Below are 19,543 nucleotides of genomic sequence, written 5' to 3' on the forward strand. Positions count from 1 at the left end.
CGAGCCCGCTGCGGCCGCCGGAAGGAATGCGGCCGAGTTCCCCCTGCAATCGAAAGGTGCGCATCATGCGTGACAACATCGAGACCCGTGAGATCGACGACACCGAGCTGGACGCCGTCTCCGGCGGTGTCATCAGCATCTCCGGCGGCCTGGCCGGCGCCGTGACCGGTGACGTCAACAGCGTGGTGGGTCTCGTGGGCTCGCTCGACACCGTCCAGGCCGCGCAGGGTCTCGTCGCGGGCGTCCCCGGGCTGGTCTCCGGCGTCACCGGTGTCTCCGTGAACCTCGGCCGCGCGGGTATCTGAGCCGGTACCGCACGGACCCCGGAGCGTCCCCCACGGCTCCGGGGTTCCTGCGGGGGCGCCCGCGCGCGGCCCGGCGAACGCGTCCGCGGCGCGATCTCCCGCCGCACGCATGCGACCGGACCCCTATGCCGACCGAATAGCGGCCGGGGCGAAATGCGGGCCGAACGAATAACGACTGATCCGGCGCCACCGGACCAGAGCAGTTGAAGGAATGGTCGTGCAGTTTCGCCAGAAGGCCCTTTCCAGGCTGCAATCACCCGAGGAACTCGACCTCCCCGTACGCTTCGCCCGCCCGCAGGGCAGGCTCGTCCTGGCCGTCACCGTCCTCGTCATGGCCGCGGCGGCCTTCTGGGCCGTGACCGGCACCGTGTCCTCCCACCTCAGCGCGCCCGGCGTCCTCACCCGCGCCGAGGGCAGCTACGTGCTCCAGAGCCCCGTCGCGGGCCAGGTGACCGGGGTCCTCGCCGAGGAGGGCCGGCTGCTGCCCGCCGGCGCCCCCCTGCTCACCGTCCGCACGGAGCAGGGCGACCGGCCGGTGCGCGCGGTCAGCGGCGGCCGGCTGACGGCACTGGCCGCCCGGGTGGGCTCGGTCGTCACCACCGGCGCCGACGTGGCGACCCTGGAGCACGTGAAGGACCCGGACGAGCCCCTGGTGGCCGTGCTGTACGTGCCGGGGTCCGGCGGCGCGTCGATCGCCGTGGGCGCCTCCGTCGACCTCACCGTCCAGTCCGTCCCCCAGCGGAAGTTCGGCGTCCTGCGCGGTCGCGTCACCGCGGTCGGGCGCACGCCCCAGACACCCGCGCAGATCGGCGGCTTCCTCGGGGACAAGGGCCTGGCCGAACGGTTCGCCCGGCAGGGCAACCCGGTCGCGGTCCTGGTGGAGCTGGAGCGCTCCACCGCCACCGCGTCCGGCTACCGCTGGTCCTCCACGGACGGGCCCCCGTACGCCGTCGAATCCGCCACCCCCGTCACCGGCGCCGTCCACCTCGCCGCGCAGCGCCCCGTCGACTGGCTGCTGCCGTGACCGCACCGCACCGGGCCGCCCCGAAACCCTCCCGCCGCAGGTCCGCCCCCGCACCCGCGGACCACGACGCGCCCGCGGACCGCACGGCCGCCTCGGGCCGCAAGGCGCCGGCGAGCCGCAAGGCGCCCAGGGCGCGCAAGGCCACCGGCGGGCGGACGCCGAGGCCGGTCCGCACCCCCACCGTGCTCCAGATGGAGGCCGTGGAGTGCGGAGCCGCCGCCCTGGCCATGGTGCTCGCCCACCACGGCCGCCACGTCCCCCTGGAGGAGCTGCGCATCGGCTGCGGCGTCTCCCGCGACGGCTCGCGCGCCAGCAACCTCCTCAAGGCGGCCCGCGGCTACGGGCTCAGTGCCAAGGGCATGCAGATGGACCTGGCCGCGCTCGCCGAGGTACGCGCCCCGGCCGTGCTCTTCTGGGAGTTCAACCACTACGTCGTCTACGACGGCACGGGCCGCCGCTTCGGCCGCCGGGGCGTCTACGTCAACGACCCCGCCAAGGGCCGCCGGTTCGTGCCCATGGAGGAGTTCGACACCAGCTTCACCGGGGTCGTGCTCACCTTCGAACCCGGCGAGGGCTTCCGCCGCGGCGGCCGCAGGCCCGGGGTGCTGGGCGCCGTCCCGGCCCGGCTGCGCGGCACCTCGGGCACCATGGCCGCCGCCGTCGTCTCCAGCCTCCTGCTGGTGGCCGTCGGAGCCTCGGTCCCGGCGCTCAGCCGCACGTACATCGACATGTTCCTCATCGGCGAGCAGACCTCGGCGCTCGGCGTGCTGTTCGCGGCCATGGCGGTCACCCTGGTGCTCACCGCCGTGCTCACCGGGCTGCAGCAGGCCAACCTGCTGCGCGGCCGGATCATCTCCTCCACCCTGGGCAGCGCACGCTTCCTGCGGCACCTGCTGCGCCTCCCGGTCACCTTCTACTCCCAGCGCAGTCCGGCCGACCTGGTGCAACGGCTGCGGTCCAACGACGCGGTCGCCGAGACCCTCGCCCGGGACCTGGCCGCCGCCGGCGTGGACGCCGTGGTGGTCCTGCTGTACGCCGTGCTGCTCTGGTCCTACGACCCCCAGCTCACCCTCGTCGGCGTACTCATCGCCCTGCTCAACGTGGCGGCCCTGCGCCTGGTGATCCGGATCCGGGCCACCGGCACCCGCAAGCTGCGCGCCGAGAGCGCCCGGCTGACCAGCACCTCCTACGGCGGGCTCCAGCTCATCGAGACGATGAAGGCGACCGGCGGGGAGGACGGCTTCTTCCGCCGCTGGGCCGGACAGCACGCGCTCACCCTCGACGTCCAGCAGCGGCTCGGCGTGCCCGGCGCGTGGCTGGCGATCGTCGCGCCGACCCTCGCGGCCCTCAACAGCGCGCTGATCCTGCTGATCGGAGGTCTGCGGGCGGTGGAGGGGCACCTCTCCGTCGGCCTGCTCGTCGCCTTCCAGGCCCTGGTGACCGGTTTCACCGCACCGATCTCACGGCTGGGCGGAGTCGCCGGGCGGATCCAGGACTTCGCGGCCGACGTCGCCCGCCTCAAGGACGTCGAGAACTTCCCCGTCGACCCGGTCTTCTCCCGCCGCGAGCCCGCCGCCGGCACCCGCCGGCTCAAGGGCCACGTGGAACTGGACCGCGTCACCTTCGGCTACAGCCCGCTGGACGCCCCGCTGCTCGAGGACTTCTCGCTCACGGTGGGCCCCGGGCAGCAGGTGGCGCTCGTGGGCGGCTCCGGCAGCGGCAAGTCGACCGTGTCACGGCTGCTGTCCGGCCTGCACACCCCCTGGCGGGGCGCCATCCGCATCGACGGGATGCGGCTGGAGGACATCCCGCGCGGCGCGCTCGCCGCCTCCGTCTCCTTCGTCGACCAGGACGTGTTCCTCTTCGAGGGGACCGTCCGTGACAACGTCACGCTGTGGGACCCCAGCATCCCCGACGAAGCCGTCATCGACGCCCTGCGGGACGCCGCCGTCCACGAGGTGGTCGCCCGCCGCCCGGGCGGCATCCACAGCCGCGTCGAACAGGACGGCCGCAACTTCTCCGGCGGCCAGCGCCAGCGGCTGGAGATCGCCCGCGCGCTGGTGCGGCGCCCCGCCGTCATGGTCCTCGACGAGGTGACCAGCGCGCTGGACGCGGTGACCGAGCGGACGGTCATCGACAACCTGAGGCGCCGCGGCTGCGCCTGCGTGGTCATCGCCCACCGGCTGAGCACCGTGCGCGACAGCGACGAGATCGTCGTCCTCGACCGGGGCACCGTGGTCGAGCGCGGCCGGCACGAGGACCTGCTCGCCGCGGGGGGCCGGTACGCGGCCCTGATCAAGGAGCACTGACATGCCGTACGCGCACGGGCCGTCGACCCCGGCCGCACCCTGGGGCGGCCCACCGGCCGCACCGGGCACCCCGCAGGGCACGCCGGGCACCCCACCGGCCGCACCGGGCTCCGGCGCACCCTGCGACCCGGTCGTCGCGGCCCTGGGCCACCTGGGCTCGCCCGTCGACTGCACGGGCCTGCGCAGCCTGTCCCTGGAAGGCCCCCTGGTGCTGTGGCTCGTCGTCCACGGCGAGCTGGACCTCTTCGCCGTGGACGCGGAGCAGGCCGGGCACTGGCACTTCCTCGGCCGCCTGGGCGAGGGCACCCTGCTGCAGGGGCCCGTCGGCGGGCCCGAGCACACGCTTGTCGCCCGACCCCTGCACGGGTGCCTGCTGCGCCGCGTCGAGCTGCGCGAACTGCCCGCCCCGGACCACGGCGCGCCCTCCCCGCACGGGTGGGCCGGCCACGGGGAGTACGGTGCGCCGGCGGCGCACCCCAGCCCCCTCGAGGACGCCTTCGCCCGCGGCATCGGCCGCGGCCTGCGCGCGCTCTACCAGGCGGCGCCGGCCGGCGGCGCCGACACCCGGCAGGACGCGGCCGACGAGGACATCCTGTGGATGCGGGTCACGCCGGGCGGCGTGCGGTACGGGGCCGTGTACGAGCACGGCGCGCCCGGCACCCTCCTGCTCGACCCGGCGATGTGGCAGGGCATGGTCGACCAGCAGTACCGGCTGCTGTACGCACTGGACCGCTCGATCCAGGAGCTCGAACGCGCCCAGGAGGACCGGATGGCGGCGGGCGTCGAGGCCGGCCGGGCGGCCCGCACCCAGGCCGACCGGACCTTGCTGGCCGCCATCGGCAGCGGCGGCGCCCGCACCGCCCGCCACCGGGGCGCGGGCGCCGACACGACCCTCGCCGTGTGCCGCCTGGTGGCCCGCGAGGCCCGCATCGTGCTGTCCGAACCGGACGGGCCGGGCGCGGACGACGAGCGCGCCGACCCCGTCGAACGCATCGCGCTCGCCTCCCGCGTGCGCACCCGCGCGGTCCGCCTCGCCGGGCGCTGGTGGCGCGAGAACTCCGGGCCCCTGGTGGGCCGCCGGGAGGAGGACGGCGCCCCGGTCGCCCTGCTGTGGCGGCGCGGCCGCTACGTGGCGCTCGACCCGGCCACCGGCCGGCGCGAACGCCTCGACCGAGCCGGTGCGGCGGCCCTCGAACCGCGCGCCGTCATGTTCTACCGGCCCCTGCCCGACGGGCGGGTCGGCCCGGTCGCCCTCCTCCGCTTCGCCCTGCGCGGCACGGGACCGGAACTGCGCGCCATGGCCCTGGGCGGGCTGGTCGCCGTACTCCTGGGCGCCCTGGTGCCCGTCGCCACCGGCCGGGTGCTCGGCCGGTACGTCCCGCAGGCCCAGACCGGCCTCATCGCGCAGACGGCGCTCGCCCTGATCGCGGCCGCCGTCGTCGCGGCCGCGTTCATGCTGCTGCAGAACCTGTCCGTCCTGCGCCTGGAGGGCCGCCTCGAGGCCACGGTGCAGCCGGCGGTCTGGGACAGGCTGCTGCGGCTGCCGGCCACGTTCTTCACCGGCCGCTCCACCGGCGAACTGGCGGCGGCGGCCGGCGGGATCAGCGCCATCCGCGGCGTGGTCTCCGGGACCGGCGCGGTCTGCGTCCAGGCGCTCGCGGTCGCCGCGACGAACCTGGTCCTGCTGCTCCTCTACAGCGTGCCGCTGGCGATGGCGGCGCTGGCCGTGCTCGCCGTCGCGGCGGCGGTCTTCCTGGGCCTGGGACTGTGGCAGCTGCGCTACCAGCGGCGGCTGGTCGAGCTCGGCAACCGGCTCGACAACCAGGCGTTCCAGACCCTGCGCGGCCTGCCCAAACTGCGCGTCGCCGCGGCCGAGAGCTTCGCCTACGCCGCCTGGGCCCGGGAGTTCGCCCGTACCAGGGAGCTGCACCAGCGCATCGGCCGGATCCAGAACGTGACCACCGTGCTGGGCGCCGTGTACCTGCCGCTGTGCACGCTGGTGATGTTCGCGCTGCTGGCCGGGCCGGCCCGCGGCAGCATGACCGCCGCCGAGTTCCTCACCTTCAGCACCGCCGTGACCCTGCTGATGTCCTCGGTCACCCAGCTGACCGGAGCGCTCCTCTCGGTCGCCGCGGTGCTGCCGATGTTCGAGCAGGTCCAGCCGCTGCTCGAGGCGCCCGTCGAAGCGGGCCGCGCGGGCATCCGGCCGGGCGCGCTGACCGGCGCGCTCGAAGCGAAGAACCTGTCCTTCCGCTACACCGAGGACGGCCCGCTCGTCCTCGACGGCATCGACTTCCGGGTGCGGCCGGGGGAGTTCGTCGCCGTCGTCGGGGCCAGCGGCTGCGGCAAGTCGACCCTGCTGCGGCTGCTCATCGGCTTCGACAAGCCCGCCACCGGCAGCGTCCTGTACGACGGCCAGGACCTGGCGGCGCTCGACCCGGCGGCCGTGCGCCGCCAGTGCGGCGTCGTGCTGCAGAACGCGCAGCCTTTCACCGGCTCGATCCTGGACTGCATCCGCGGCGCCGGGACGTTCTCCCCGGAGGAGGCATGGGAGGCCGCCGCGATGGCCGGGCTGGCCGAGGACATCAAGGCCATGCCCATGGGCATGCACACGATGCTCTCCGACGGCGGCGGCACCGTCTCGGGCGGCCAGCGCCAGCGGCTGATGATCGCGCAGGCCCTGATCCGCAAGCCGCGGATCCTGTTCTTCGACGAGGCCACCAGCGCCCTCGACAACGAGGCGCAGCGCGTGGTGATCGAGTCCACCCGGGCGCTGCGCGCCACCCGCGTCGTGATCGCCCACCGGCTCTCCACGATCATGGACGCGGACCGGGTGATCGCCCTGGCGGACGGCCGCGTCGTGCAGGAGGGCCGCCCGGCGGACCTCCTCGCCGACCCCACGGGCCTGTTCCACGAGCTGGTGCGGCGGCAGCTGAGCTGAACCGGGGGCGGGCGGGAAGGGAGGTCGGGGCAGGTGATCCTGCCCGGCCACGCCCGAGGCTTCGACGCGAAAACTCTCGACGCCGCCTACAATGGCGGGTTGTTCGGCGCCGCACCGGAACAACCCGGGCACCTCCCGGGCTCCGCCGGCGACCCGGGACCCTCCCGGGAACGAGACGCGAGGGCCGATGGCAGCCACACCGGAGCGCGGCGACAGCACCCTGCTCGACGACGGGTCGGGGTCCGATGCGCGACCACTCGAGGAGCCCGGCAAATCCGCCCGGTTCACCGCCGGGCCCGCGGCCCCGCCGCGCACCCTCCTGGACGTCTTCGAGGCGTCCGTACGGGCGTACCCCGACGAGCCGGCCCTGGACGACGGCGCCACCCGGCTGACGTACCGGGCGCTGGCCGCCGAGGTCGAGCGCGGGCGGCGGGCCCTGGCGGCGGCCGGGGTGGGGCTCGGTGACCGGGTCGGCGTCCGCGTGCCGTCCGGGACGAACGAGCTGTACGTGGCGGTCCTCGCCGTGCTCGCCTCGGGCGCCGCCTACGTGCCGGTCGACGCGGAGGACCCGGACGAACGCGCGGCGCTCGTCTTCGGCGAGGCCGCGGTGCGGGCGGTGCTGGGCGCGGGACGGCGCATCGACGTCACCGGAGCCCCGGCTGCGGCCCCCGCCCCCGGGGCCCAGGGAGCCCCCGCGGTCCGGCCCGGCCCCGGAGACGACGCCTGGGTCATCTTCACCTCCGGCTCCACCGGCAAGCCCAAGGGCGTCGCCGTCAGCCACCGCAGCGCCGCCGCCTTCGTGGACGCCGAGGCCGCGCTCTTCCTCGCCGAGGAGCCGATCGGGCCGGGCGACCGGGTCATGGCCGGCCTCTCCGTCGCCTTCGACGCCTCCTGCGAGGAGATGTGGCTGGCCTGGCGCCACGGCGCCTGCCTGGTCCCCGTGCCCCGCTCCCAGGTGCGCGGCGGCGCCGACCTCGGCCCCTGGCTGGTGGAGCAGGAGATCACCGTGGTCTCCACGGTGCCGACCCTGGCCGCGCTCTGGGAGCCCGAGGCCCTGGCCGAGGTCCGGCTGCTGATCTTCGGCGGTGAGGCGTGCCCGCCCGAGCTCGCGGGGCGCCTGGTCACCGAAGGCCGCGAGGTCTGGAACACGTACGGCCCCACCGAGGCCACCGTCGTCGCCTGCGCCTCGCTGCTGACCGGTGAGGAGCCGGTCCGGATCGGCCTCCCGCTGAACGGCTGGGACCTCGCGGTGGTCGACGAGTCCGGTGAGCCGGTCCCGATGGGCGGCAGCGGCCAGCTGGTCATCGGCGGCGTCGGCCTCGCCCGCTACCTCGACCCCGGGAAGGACGCCGAGAAGTACGCCCCGCTGGAAGCGCTCGGCTGGCAGCGCGCCTACCGCAGCGGCGACCTCGTCCGCGCCGAACCGGAAGGGCTGGTCTTCCTCGGCCGGGGCGACGAGCAGATCAAGCTCGGTGGCCGGCGCATCGAGCTCGGCGAGGTCGACGCCGCGCTCCAGTCCCTGCCCCATGTGGCCGGCGCCGCGTCCGCCGTACGCACCGCGCGCAGCGGCAACCAGCTCCTCGTCGGCTACCTGGTCACCCAGGAGGGCTGGGACCGGGCGGAGGCCACCCGGCGGCTGCGCGCCGAACTCCCCGCCGCCCTCGTACCGCTCCTGGCGCCGGTCGCGGAGCTGCCGACCCGCACCTCGGGCAAGGTCGACCGCGACGCCCTGCCCTGGCCCCTGCCCGACCTGGAGACCGCCGGCCCCGCCGAGCAGCTCTACGGCACCGAGGCATGGCTCGCCGAGCAGTGGACCGAGACCCTCGGCGTGGCCGTCGCCGGCCCCGCCGACGACTTCTTCGCCATCGGGGGCAACAGCCTCGCCGCCGCCCAGCTCACCACCCGGCTGCGCGCCCGCTACCCGCACGCGGCCGTCCTCGACATCTACCAGCAGCCCACCCTGCGCAAGCTGGCCCGGCGGCTGGAGAAGTCCGTACGCGACGACGGCGCGGCCCGCACCGTCGAGCCCGTCCCGCTGCGCGCCCAAGTGATCCAGTCGCTCCTCCTGCTGCCCCTGTTCACCCTGGTCGGCCTGCGCCGGACGGTGGCGCTGCTGGCCCTGGGCAACGTCCTGCACCGGTTCGGGCCCTACCCGTGGGCGCCCACCGCCTCCTGGTGGCTCGTCGCCGCGGGCGCGGCACTGCTCTACAGCCCGCCCGGCCGCATCGCCATCGCGGCGGGCGGCGCCCGCCTGCTGCTGCGCGGGGTGACGCCGGGACGCCACCCGCGCGGCGGCGGCGTCCACCTGCGGCTGTGGACGGCCGAGCGGCTCGCCGAGTTCTCCGGCGCGACCTCGCTCACGGGCCCCTGGCTGGAGCGCTACGGGCGCGCGCTGGGTGCCCGGATCGGCCCCGAGGTCGACCTGCACTCCCTGCCGCCGGTCACCGGCATGCTCAAGCTCGGCCGCGGCTGCGCCGTGGAGGCCGAGGTCGACCTCTGCGGCCACTGGCTGGACGGGGACCGGCTGGAGATCGGCCCTGTCAGGGTGGGGGCCGGCGCCGTCGTCGGCACCCGCAGCCTGCTCTTCCCCGGTGCCCGGGTCGGCAAGCGGGCCGAGGTGGCCCCCGGCTCCGCCGTGTCCGGGCAGGTCCCGACCGGCCAGCGCTGGGCCGGAGCGCCCGCCGGCAAGCTCGGCAGGGCCAAGCACGACCGGCCCGCGCAGCGCCCGCCGCGCCCCGTCCACTGGCGGGCCATGTACGCGGTGACCGGATTCGGCCTGACCGCCCTGCCCGTACTCGCCGCCCTGCCCGCCCTGCTCGTGGCCGGCCTGTTCGTCCCCTCCGACGCCGGGCTCGGCGCCGCCCTGCGCGGAGCACTGCTGGCCGTGGTGCCCGGAGCGCTCGTGTACGGCTGCGCGTACGCACTGCTCCTGCTGGCCTCGGTACGCCTGCTCAGTCTCGGCCTGCGCACCGGCGACCATCCGACGCACAGCAGGATCGGCTGGCAGGCATGGACCGTGACCCGGCTGATGGACGCGGCCCGCGAGACGCTCTTCCCGCTGTACGCCGGCTTGATCACGCCGGTGTGGCTGCGGCTGCTCGGCATGAAGATCGGCCGGGGCGCGGAGGTGTCCACCGTGCTGGCCCTGCCGAGCCTCACCACCGTCGGGGAGGGCGCGTTCCTCGCCGACGACACCCTGACCGCCCCCTACGAACTGGGCGGCGGCTGGATGCGGATCGGGCCCTCCGAAATCGGCCGCCGGGCCTTCCTCGGCAACTCGGGCATGACCGCGCCGGGCCGCAGCGTCCCCGACGGCGGCCTGGTCGGGGTGCTGTCCGCCACGCCGAAGAAGGCCAAGAAGGGCCGTTCCTACCTGGGCCTGCCGCCGGTCAGGCTGCCGCGCTCCGCGGCCGCCGCCGACCAGAGCCGGACCTACGACCCGCCGCGCCGGCTGCTGTGGGCGCGCGGACTGGTGGAGCTGTGCCGGCTCGCCCCCGTCTTCTGCTCGGCCGCGCTGGCCGTACTGACGGCCGCCGCGCTCTGCGCGCCGGCCACGGCGGACGGCGTGGGGGCCCCGGTGGCCGCCCTGCTGTCGGGGGCGGTCCTGCTCACGGCCGGCGCGGCCGCGTGCCTGATCGCGGTCGCCGCGAAGTGGCTCCTGGTGGGCCGTCACCGGACCGGCGAGCACCCGCTGTGGAGCGGTTTCGTCTGGCGCAACGAACTGGCCGACACCTTCGTCGAGGTACTGGCCGTGCCGTGGCTCGCCGGATCGGTGCCCGGGACACCGCTGATGGCCCTGTGGCTGCGCGCGCTGGGTGCCCGGATCGGCCGCGGCGTGTGGTGCGAGAGCTACTGGCTGCCGGAAACGGACCTGGTGGAGCTGGGCGACGCGGTCAGCGTGAACCGAGGATGCGTGTTGCAGACGCACCTCTTCCACGACCGGATCTTGCGGACGGATACTGTGGTCCTCCGTGAGGGCGCCACCCTGGGCCCGGGCGGAATCGTCCTGCCCGGGAGCACCGTCGGGGCACGCAGCACCCTGGGTCCCGCCTCGCTGGTGATGGCCGGGGAATCCGTGCCCGCCGACTCCCGCTGGCTGGGCAATCCGATCGAGGCGTGGCGGTCCTGACGGGGCCAGAACGGAAGCGGCAGTGAACGGCCAGCACACAGCGGCAGCGGACCCGTACTTCCCGGCCAATGGCGACCCCCGCTACCGCGTGCACCGGTACGAACTCGCCCTGGACTACCGGCCCGGGCCCAACCGGCTGGCCGGCACGGCCCGGCTCAGCGCCATCGCCGGGCGGGCGCCGCTCGGCGAATTCCACCTGAACCTGGCCGAGTTCAAGATAGGCCGGGTCCTGGTCGACGGCCGGGCCCCGCACTACACGCACCGGGGCGGCCGGCTCCGCATCCGCCCGGCCAAGCCCCTGCCCGCCGGCGCCGCCTTCACCGTCGAGGTGCACTGGGCCGGCAACCCCAAGCCGGTGCGCAGCCCCTGGGGCGGCATCGGCTGGGAGGAGCTGACCGACGGCGCGCTGGTGGCCAGCCAGCCCGTCGGCGCGCCGTCCTGGTACCCGTGCAACGACCGGCCCGCCGACAAGGCCTCGTACCTGATCTCCGTGAACACCCCGTCCGCGTACACGGTGGCCGCGGGCGGCCGCCTGCTCACCCGCACCACCAAGGCCAGCACCACCACGTGGGTGTACGAGCAGTCCGCGCCGACCCCCAGCTACCTGGTCGGGCTGTCCATCGGCATGTACCAGACGGTGCTGCTGGCCGACCCGGGCCCCGCCGGCGTCCCGCAGAGCGCCCACGTGCCGACGCACCTGCTGCCCGAGTTCTCCCGCGACTTCGCCCGCCAGCCCGCCATGATGCGGCTGTTCGAGGAACTGTTCGGACCCTACCCCTTCGGCGAGTACGCGGTGGTCGTCGCCGACGAGGAACTCGACGTCCCCGTGGAGGCCCAGGGCCTGTCCCTGTTCGGCGTCAACCACGTGGACGGCGCCCGCGGGTCGGAGCGGCTCATCGCCCACGAACTGGCGCACCAGTGGTTCGGCAACAGCGTGACCATCGCCGACTGGCGGCACATCTGGCTGAACGAGGGCTTCGCGAAGTACGCCGAATGGCTCTGGTCGGAACGCTCCGGCGGCCGCACCGCGCACGAACTGGCCGCCGCCGCGCACCGGCTGCTGGCCACGCAGCCGCAGGACCTGAGGCTGTCCGACCCGGGCCGCAAGCTGATGTTCGACGACCGCCTCTACCAGCGCGGCGGCCTGGCCGTACACGCGGTCCGCCGGGCCCTGGGCGACACCGCCTTCTTCCGCATGCTGCGCGAATGGACCGGCGCGCACCGCCACGGCGTGGCCACCACGGCCACCTTCACCACCCACGCGTCCCGCTACACGACCACCCCCCTGGACACCCTCTTCACCACGTGGCTGCACGAGCCGTCCCTGCCACCACTGCCCGCCTGAGCGCTGTGACGCCTGATGGGGTAGTGCGCGTGCTGACGCTTCCCGCGCAAGAGGGGAGTTGAGGACCGTAGGTGTCCGCAACGGGGGTTAGGTTGCCGGTATGGCCCTCAGGACATCGCACCCCGTGCTCGGCGCGCGTGAGCTCAACCGTGCCACGCTCGCCCGTCAGCTTCTGCTCAGTCGTGCCGAGATGTCCGCGCTGGACGCCGTCGGGCACCTCCTCGGGCTGCAGGCGCAGAACGTGAAGCCCCCCTACTTCCAGCTCCATGCCCGCCTGGCCGGCTTCCGTCCCGGTGAGCTGGCCGGGCTGATGGAGTCGCGGCAGGTGGTCCGGATGGTCACCCTGCGGTCGACGATCCACACGCACACCGCCGCAGACGCCCTGTCCCTGCGGCCCCTGGTCCAGCCCGCCCGCGACCGCGAGGTGCACCAGTTCCGCAAGGGACTCGCCGGGGTCGATCTGGACCGGCTCTCCGAGCTCGCGCGGGCCTTCGTCGACAGCGCGCCGCGCACCATGGCCGAGCTCCGCGAGGAACTGCTCAAGGAATGGCCCGAAGCCGATCCGCAGTCCCTCTCCGTCGCCGCCCGGTGCCGGCTGCCGCTGGTCCAGGTCACGCCCCGGGGCGTCTGGGGCCGCAGCGGGCAGGTCCGGCTCACCACCGTGGAGAACTGGCTCGGGCGGCCCGCCGCGGCGGCGCGGCCCGTGGACGAGGTGGTGCTGCGCTACCTCGCGGCCTTCGGTCCCGCCTCCGTGAAGGACATGCAGGTGTGGGCGGGGCTGACCCGGTTGCGGGAGGCCTTCGAACGGCTGCGTCCCGGGCTCGCCGTCTTCCAGGACCCGGGCGGCGTCGAGCTCTTCGACCTGCCCGACGCGCCCCGCCCGGACGGCGGCACCCCGGCCCCGCCCCGCTTCCTGCCCGAGTTCGACAACCTGCTGCTCTCCCACGCCGACCGCACCCGCGTGATCGCACCCGAGGCCAAGGGCCGTACCTGGAGCGGCAACCAGGCCCACCGGACCCTGCTCGTCGACGGATTCCTCGCCGGTCTCTGGAAGCAGGACGGGAACACCCTCACCGTCCAGCTCTTCGAGGAGACCTCCGCGGCGCGCCGGGAGGAGATCGCCGCCGAGGGCGAAGCGATGGTCGCCGCGCTCGGGGAACCCGGCGGACCCGGCGGTTCCGACGGACGCCGAGACCCCGGCAAGGTCTCCGTCCGCTTCGCGTCAATCCACGGCTGACAAGCGCTGGTGGTCGGCCCGCCCCAGGCGGCACGATGCCTGGCATGACGACCGAGAGCAGCCCGAACACCGAGATCAGCGCGGCGGCCCAGTTCCTGGCCGCGCGGGACTTCCTGCTGGAACGCCGCGGCGACTACGAGGGCGCGCGCGCCGGATTCACCTGGCCCCGCCCCCACCGCTTCAATTGGGCACTGGACTGGTTCGACCACATCGCCGCCGGGAACGCCGCCGACGCCCTGCGCATCGTCGAGGAGGACGGCAGCAGCCAGTCCCTGTCCTTCCAGGAGCTGTCCGCACGGTCGGACGCGGCCGCCGCCTGGCTGCGCGAGCAGGGCGTCGCGGCCGGCGACCGGATGCTGGTCATGCTCGGCAACCAGCGCGAGCTGTGGGAGGTCGTGCTCGGCGCGATGAAGCTGCGCGCCGTCGTCATCCCCGCCACCCCGCTGCTCGGCCCGGCCGACCTGCGCGACCGCGTCGAGCGCGGCCACGTCCGGCACGTCGTCGCGCGGGCCGCGGACACCGGCAAGTTCGACGACGTACCGGGCGCTTACACCCGGATCGCCGCCGGCCCGGAGGTCCCGGACGGCTGGCGGCGGCTGGCCGGCATGGACGAGGCCGCGTACACCGCCCCGGGCGCCTTCACCCCCGACGGCGAGACCCTCGCCACCGACCCGCTGATGCTGTACTTCACCTCCGGTACCACGGCCCGCCCCAAGCTCGTGGAGCACACGCACGCCTCGTACCCCATCGGGCACCTGTCGACCATGTACTGGCTCGGGCTGCGCCCCGGGGACGTGCACCTCAACATCGCCTCCCCCGGCTGGGCCAAGCACGCCTGGTCCAACCTCTTCGCCCCCTGGAACGCCGGGGCCACCGTCTTCGTCCACAACTACACCCGCTTCGACGCCGAGCGGCTGATGGACCAGATGGACCGGCACGGGGTGACCACCTTCTGCGCGCCGCCCACGGTGTGGCGCATGCTGATCCAGTCCGACCTCAGCAGGCTCGCCACTCCGCCGCGCGAGGCCCTCGCGGCGGGCGAGCCGCTCAATCCGGAGGTCATCGAGAAGGTCCGCCGGGCCTGGGGCGTCACCATCCGGGACGGCTTCGGCCAGACCGAGACCACCCTCCAGATCGGCAACTTCCCCGGCATGCCCGTGAAGCCCGGCTCGATGGGCCGCCCCGCCCCCGGCTACGAGATCGTCCTGCTGGACCCCGTCACGGGCAAGGAGTCCCCCGACGAGGGCGAGATCTGCGTCGACCTGCGCGTCAAGCCCGCCGGCGTCACCACCGGCTACCGCGACGACCCGGAGCGCACCGCCGAGGCCATGGCCGACGGGCTCTACCGCACCGGCGACATCGCCTCGCGCGACGCCGACGGCCACCTGACCTATGTCGGACGGTCCGACGACGTCTTCAAGGCATCGGACTACAAGATCAGCCCGTTCGAGCTGGAGAGCGCCCTGCTGGAGCACGAGGCCGTCGCCGAGGCCGCCGTGGTGCCCGCCCCGGACGCCCTGCGGCTGGCCGTGCCGAAGGCGTACGTCACCCTCGCGGCGGGCTGGGAGCCCGGGCCGGAGACGGCCCGGGCCCTGTTCGAGCACTCCCGCGCGGTGCTGTCCCCCTACAAGCGGATCCGGCGCATCGAGTTCGGCGAGCTGCCGAAGACGGTGTCCGGCAAGATCCGCCGGGTGGAGCTGCGGGAGCTCACGGCGGCCGGCGGGACGGTGGAGTACGACGAGGCCGACCTCGGCTGACGCCCGGCGGCGGGGCGCACCGAGGGCGGGCGGGGCCTAGGGCGGGGCGGGCCGAGGGCGGCGAGGACCGCCCCCGGAGCCGGGCCTCAGCCGGGCAGGTGCGCCTCGATCGCGGCGATGACCTCGGGGGACTCCGGCTCGGTGCGCGGGCGGAAGCGCGCCACGACCTCGCCGGCGGGGGAGATCAGGAACTTCTCGAAGTTCCACTGGATGTCCCCCGCCTCGCCCTCGGCGTCCGGGGTCTTCACCAGCTCCTGGTAGAGGGGGTGCCGGTTCTCGCCGTTGACCTCGGACTTCTCCAGGATCGGGAAGGTGACGCCGAAGCCGGCCGCGCAGAAGGTCTGGATGTCCTCGGCGGTGCCGGGCTCCTGCCCGCCGAACTGGTTGCAGGGCACGCCTATGACGGTGAAACCCTTGTCCTGGTAAGCGAACTGCAGCCGGGCGAGGCCCGAGTACTGCGGGGTGAGCCCGCACTGCGAGGCGGTGTTCACGAGCAGGATCGCCTTGCCCTTGTGGGCCCCGAGGCTGGTCGGCTCGTCGGACAGGGTGGTCAGCGGGATGTCGTACAGGCTCATCGGGCTCTCCTGGCAGGAAGCGGATAACGCCCCCGAGCTTAGGCGGTGTCTGTCGGATCATCCCGGGCCCCGGCCACGCCGGCCCCCCGGCTACGCGCCCATGTCGACCAGTTCGTCCGCCGGGTCGTTGACCGGCTGCGGCATGCCCGTGAGGTCCATGACGAACAGCGGTATCCCCAGGTCGTCGGCCCGGGTGCGGGCGTCCTCGGTGTACCCGGCGAGGGAGAAGTAGACGCTGGTCGCGGAAGCGGTCAGTCCGTTCAGCCAGACGCACTCCACGGCCCGCAGTCCGGCGGGCGCCGTGGTCGGGTCCACCTGCGCCACCAACCCCGGGGCCCGCAGGTCCACGGCCGCCGAGGGGATCGGGCGCCCGTCGGGCTGGCGCACGTCCTGGAAACCGAGCCAGCGCAGGTAGAGCGCGGCGGTGGCCACCGCGTCCCGCGTCGTACGGATCGTCACCGGCCGGAACGCGGGGCGCGGCACCGGCAGGGCAGCCGGCGGTGGCTCCTGCGCGGCGGCCTGCCCGCGCGGAGCGTCCTGGCGGCCGCCGGGCCCCGCACCCCCGCCGGAACGCTCGCCCCGCTCCGCGGTGGACCCCGCACCGTCCCCGGCGGCCGCCTCCGCGCCGGAGGCCGCCGCCGCACCCGCCGCCGCGGCCGGTCCCGGGGTACCACCGGCCCTACCCGATCCCGGCCCGGTAGCCGCCTTCGGCCGCGTGCCGGCGCGAGGGCCGGAACCGGTCCGCGGGCCGGAGCCGGACTCCGGTTTCCCGCCCGCGGCACCGGGCCGCCCGCCCGCCGGATTCCGTGCGGGCTCCGGATCCAACGGGTGCACCGGAATCCGCACCACCGTGCCGCAGGAGGCGCAGCCCACCTCCGGATGGGGCCACTCGCTCTCCCGCCCGCAGGACTCGCAGCGCACCGCCACCCAGGTCTCCGACCAGGTCCGGTGGGTCAACGGGTCGGGCGGCGCGGCGAGGTCCAGCGGCGGGCGCACCGGGCTCCCGCACGCGCAGGGATAGACCGGGACGGTGTAGCCGTTCTCGCGCAGGCACGCCGGGCAGCGCACCGGTACCGCTTCCGCCATGAGACCTGGACCCCCTCCGTCGCTGTGCGTACGTCCATGCTCCACCACGCGCGACGGTCCGTGCGCCAACACCCGCCATTTGTACAAGTCGCCGAGCGAGACGCGGCATTTGGTGGCATCCGGGGTGCCGTACCGCCTTGACGTGGGAGAAGTCGCCGCCTAGCTTGTTCCGTATAGCAGAACAATACTTCCGGATTACGGAAAAGCCTGACCGTCGGACCCGCAGGAGAACTCGATGCCCCGTATGACAGCCGCCGCCGCTGCAGTGGAGATCCTCAAGCTCGAGGGCGTTTCGCAAGCCTTCGGCGTGCCCGGCGCAGCGATCAACCCGTTCTACCGCGAGCTCAAGAACGTGGGCGGCATCAACCACACGCTGGCCCGCCACGTCGAGGGCGCCTCGCACATGGCCGAGGGGTACACGCGGGCCAAGGCGGGCAACATCGGTGTCTGCATCGGTACGTCCGGCCCCGCCGGCACCGACATGATCACCGGCCTGTACTCCGCGATCGCGGACTCGATCCCGATCCTGTGCATCACCGGTCAGGCTCCGGTCTCGAAGCTCCACAAGGAGGACTTCCAGGCCGTCGACATCGCCTCGATCGCCAAGCCGGTCACCAAGAAGGCCACGACCGTCCTGGAGGCAGCCCAGGTTCCCGGCGTGTTCCAGGAGGCCTTCCACCTGATGCGCTCCGGCCGCCCCGGCCCGGTCCTGATCGACCTGCCGATCGACGTCCAGCTGACCGAGATCGAGTTCGACCCGGAGACCTACCAGCCGCTGCCGGTCTACAAGCCGCGGGCCTCCCGCGCGCAGGCCGCCAAGGCCATCCAGTTGCTGCTGGAGTCCGAGCGTCCGCTCATCGTCGCCGGTGGCGGCATCATCAACGCCGACGCCTCCGACCTGCTGGTCGAGTTCGCCGAGCTGACCGGTGTGCCGGTCATCTCCACCCTCATGGGCTGGGGTGTCATCCCCGACGACCACGAGCTGAGCGCGGGCATGGTCGGTGTCCAGACCTCGCACCGCTACGGTAACGCGACGTTCTTGGAGTCGGACTTCGTCCTCGGCATCGGCAACCGCTGGGCCAACCGCCACACCGGCTACAACCTCGACGCGTACCTCGGCGACCGCAAGTTCGTCCACGTCGACATCGAGCCCACCCAGATCGGCAAGATCTTCGCGCCCGACTTCGGCATCGCCTCCGACGCCAAGGCCGCCCTGGAGCTCTTCATCGAGGTCGCCAAGGAGCTCAAGGCCGAGGGCAGGCTGCCGGACTTCTCCGCCTGGGCCGCCTCGGGCCAGGAGCGCAAGGCCACCCTCCAGCGCCGCACGCACTTCGACAACATCCCGATGAAGCCGCAGCGCGTCTACGAGGAGATGAACAAGGCCTTCGGCCCGGAGACGCGTTACGTCACCACCATCGGCCTCTCCCAGATCGCCGGCGCGCAGATGCTGCACGTCTTCAAGCCGCGCCACTGGATCAACTGCGGCCAGGCCGGCCCGCTCGGCTGGACCATCCCGGCCGCGATCGGTGCCGCCACCGCGGACCCCGAGACCCCGATCGTCGCGCTCTCCGGCGACTACGACTTCCAGTTCATGATCGAGGAGCTCGCGGTCGCCGCGCAGCACAAGGTCCCCTACGTCCACGTCCTGGTGAACAACGCCTACCTGGGGCTGATCCGTCAGGCGCAGGGCGGCCTCGGCATCAACTTCGAGGTCAACCTCGAATTCGAGAACATCAACACCCCGGAGCTCGGCGTCTACGGCGTCGACCACGTGAAGGTCGCCGAGGGCCTGGGTGTCAAGGCCATCCGCGTCACCGACCCCGATGGGCTGGGCGCCGCCTTCGAGCAGGCCAAGAAGCTGGCCCAGGAGTTCCAGGTCCCGGTCGTCGTCGAGGCCATCCTGGAGCGCGTCACCAACATCTCGATGAGCAAGACGGTCGACATGAGCGACGTGACGGAGTTCGAGGAGCTCGCGACGGAGCGGGGCCACGCCCCGACCGCGATCAAGCCCCTCAAGGTCTGACCGCCGCCCCCGCACCACCCGAAGACCCCCGGCCCCTCCTCGCGGAGGGAACGGGGGTCTTCGGCGTCCCGGCACCACGGACGCCCTCGCCGGTGGCACCCGGACCGGGCACGACGGGCGAGCCGACCAGGACGCGCCGGACGGGGGCCGTCGAGGCAGACGCCGGGCATACGGCCCAACCCGGCCCCGAGGCCGGCCCGCTGGACCGTCAGGGGGAAAGGCCCGAGGCCGCCGCCGGCCGCCGCTGCGCGTCGACGGTACCCGGCTTCCTTCGAGGCCGGTCCCTCACCCCGTGACCGGCATCGGCGGCGGCGTCGCTCCCGCGCCAGGCGCCCCGCTCCGGTGTCGCTCCCGCGTGAGGGGCCCGCTCCGGTGTCGCCCCCGCTCAGGCGTCGCGCCCGCGCCAGCAGGCCCAACGAGCCGTGGCAGGACAGGCGCCCGCCGCGCCCCCTTCCGCACGGCCGACGACGGTCCGGCTCCCGCACCGGCCCGGCCCGGCCCGGCCCGGCCCGGCCCGGCCCGGACCGGTCCCGGCCGGGCAGCTCGACGCCGAACAGCCGGGTGCGGCGCGTGCGCCGGGCGACGGCAGGCCCGGGTGGAGTGGTCGCGCGAGTGGTCGCGCGAGTGGTCGCGCGCGTCGAGCGGGGCCGGGGCAGCAGGAGCCGCCGCCCAGACCGTGGACGAGGAAGGCCCGGCCCGCACCCAGCCGCCGCAGGCCACCCTCGGCGGGGAACGACAAAGCGCCGAGTCACGGGACCGTCCGTGACTCGGCGCTCTGGTTTGATACCGCCCGACGGAGCGAGGCTGGCGCG

At 74.2% G+C, this 19,543-nt stretch carries 11 protein-coding genes; 9 read left to right on the top strand and 2 right to left on the bottom strand.

What is annotated here, in order from left to right; translation table 11 throughout:
- The first annotated feature begins 65 nt into the window (after positions 1-65).
- From AC07FY_RS30190 to AC07FY_RS30225, 8 genes are all read left to right on the top strand, one after another.
- Positions 66-305: a hypothetical protein gene (locus tag AC07FY_RS30190; RefSeq protein WP_479012657.1), complete on the top strand. Its 240-nt coding sequence runs from the start codon at positions 66-68 to the stop codon at positions 303-305.
- A gap of 217 nt (positions 306-522) precedes the next feature.
- On the top strand, positions 523-1,329 hold the full coding sequence (locus AC07FY_RS30195) for a hypothetical protein (RefSeq protein ID WP_479012660.1): 807 nt from the start codon (positions 523-525) through the stop codon (positions 1,327-1,329).
- Complete coding sequence (locus tag AC07FY_RS30200) at positions 1,326-3,638, top strand: NHLP family bacteriocin export ABC transporter peptidase/permease/ATPase subunit (RefSeq protein ID WP_479012663.1); 2,313 nt, start codon at positions 1,326-1,328, stop codon at positions 3,636-3,638. The genes AC07FY_RS30195 and AC07FY_RS30200 overlap by 4 nt, the downstream gene beginning before the upstream one ends.
- A gap of 1 nt (position 3,639) precedes the next feature.
- Positions 3,640-6,579 carry an NHLP bacteriocin export ABC transporter permease/ATPase subunit gene (locus AC07FY_RS30205; RefSeq protein ID WP_479012666.1) on the top strand — a complete coding sequence of 980 codons (2,940 nt, stop codon included), beginning with the start codon at positions 3,640-3,642 and terminating at the stop codon, positions 6,577-6,579.
- Between the two features lie 187 nt (positions 6,580-6,766).
- Positions 6,767-10,708 (top strand): Pls/PosA family non-ribosomal peptide synthetase, encoded by a 3,942-nt coding sequence (locus AC07FY_RS30210; protein WP_479012669.1) that lies wholly within the window; start codon positions 6,767-6,769, stop codon positions 10,706-10,708.
- Positions 10,709-10,730: 22 nt separating this feature from the next.
- Positions 10,731-12,053 carry a M1 family metallopeptidase gene (locus AC07FY_RS30215; protein WP_479012672.1) on the top strand — a complete coding sequence of 441 codons (1,323 nt, stop codon included), beginning with the start codon at positions 10,731-10,733 and terminating at the stop codon, positions 12,051-12,053.
- A 100-nt stretch (positions 12,054-12,153) separates the two neighbouring features.
- Positions 12,154-13,290 (top strand): winged helix DNA-binding domain-containing protein, encoded by a 1,137-nt coding sequence (locus tag AC07FY_RS30220; protein ID WP_479012675.1) that lies wholly within the window; start codon positions 12,154-12,156, stop codon positions 13,288-13,290.
- A gap of 44 nt (positions 13,291-13,334) precedes the next feature.
- Positions 13,335-15,047, top strand: coding sequence for an AMP-binding protein (locus AC07FY_RS30225; protein ID WP_479012678.1), 1,713 nt, complete (start codon positions 13,335-13,337; stop codon positions 15,045-15,047).
- An 86-nt stretch (positions 15,048-15,133) separates the two neighbouring features.
- On the opposite strand, the gene AC07FY_RS30230 is transcribed toward AC07FY_RS30225, so the two are convergent.
- Positions 15,134-15,622, bottom strand: coding sequence for a glutathione peroxidase (locus AC07FY_RS30230; protein ID WP_479012681.1), 489 nt, complete (start codon positions 15,620-15,622; stop codon positions 15,134-15,136).
- Between the two features lie 90 nt (positions 15,623-15,712).
- Positions 15,713-16,708: a hypothetical protein gene (locus AC07FY_RS30235; protein WP_479012684.1), complete on the bottom strand. Its 996-nt coding sequence runs from the start codon at positions 16,706-16,708 to the stop codon at positions 15,713-15,715.
- A gap of 235 nt (positions 16,709-16,943) precedes the next feature.
- Here AC07FY_RS30235 and gcl point away from each other — a divergent pair, with 235 nt between their 5' ends.
- Positions 16,944-18,731: a glyoxylate carboligase gene (gene gcl, locus AC07FY_RS30240; protein ID WP_479012687.1), complete on the top strand. Its 1,788-nt coding sequence runs from the start codon at positions 16,944-16,946 to the stop codon at positions 18,729-18,731.
- The last annotated feature ends 812 nt before the right edge of the window (positions 18,732-19,543 follow it).

It is taken from the genome of Streptomyces sp. NPDC045967, assembly GCF_056430495.1.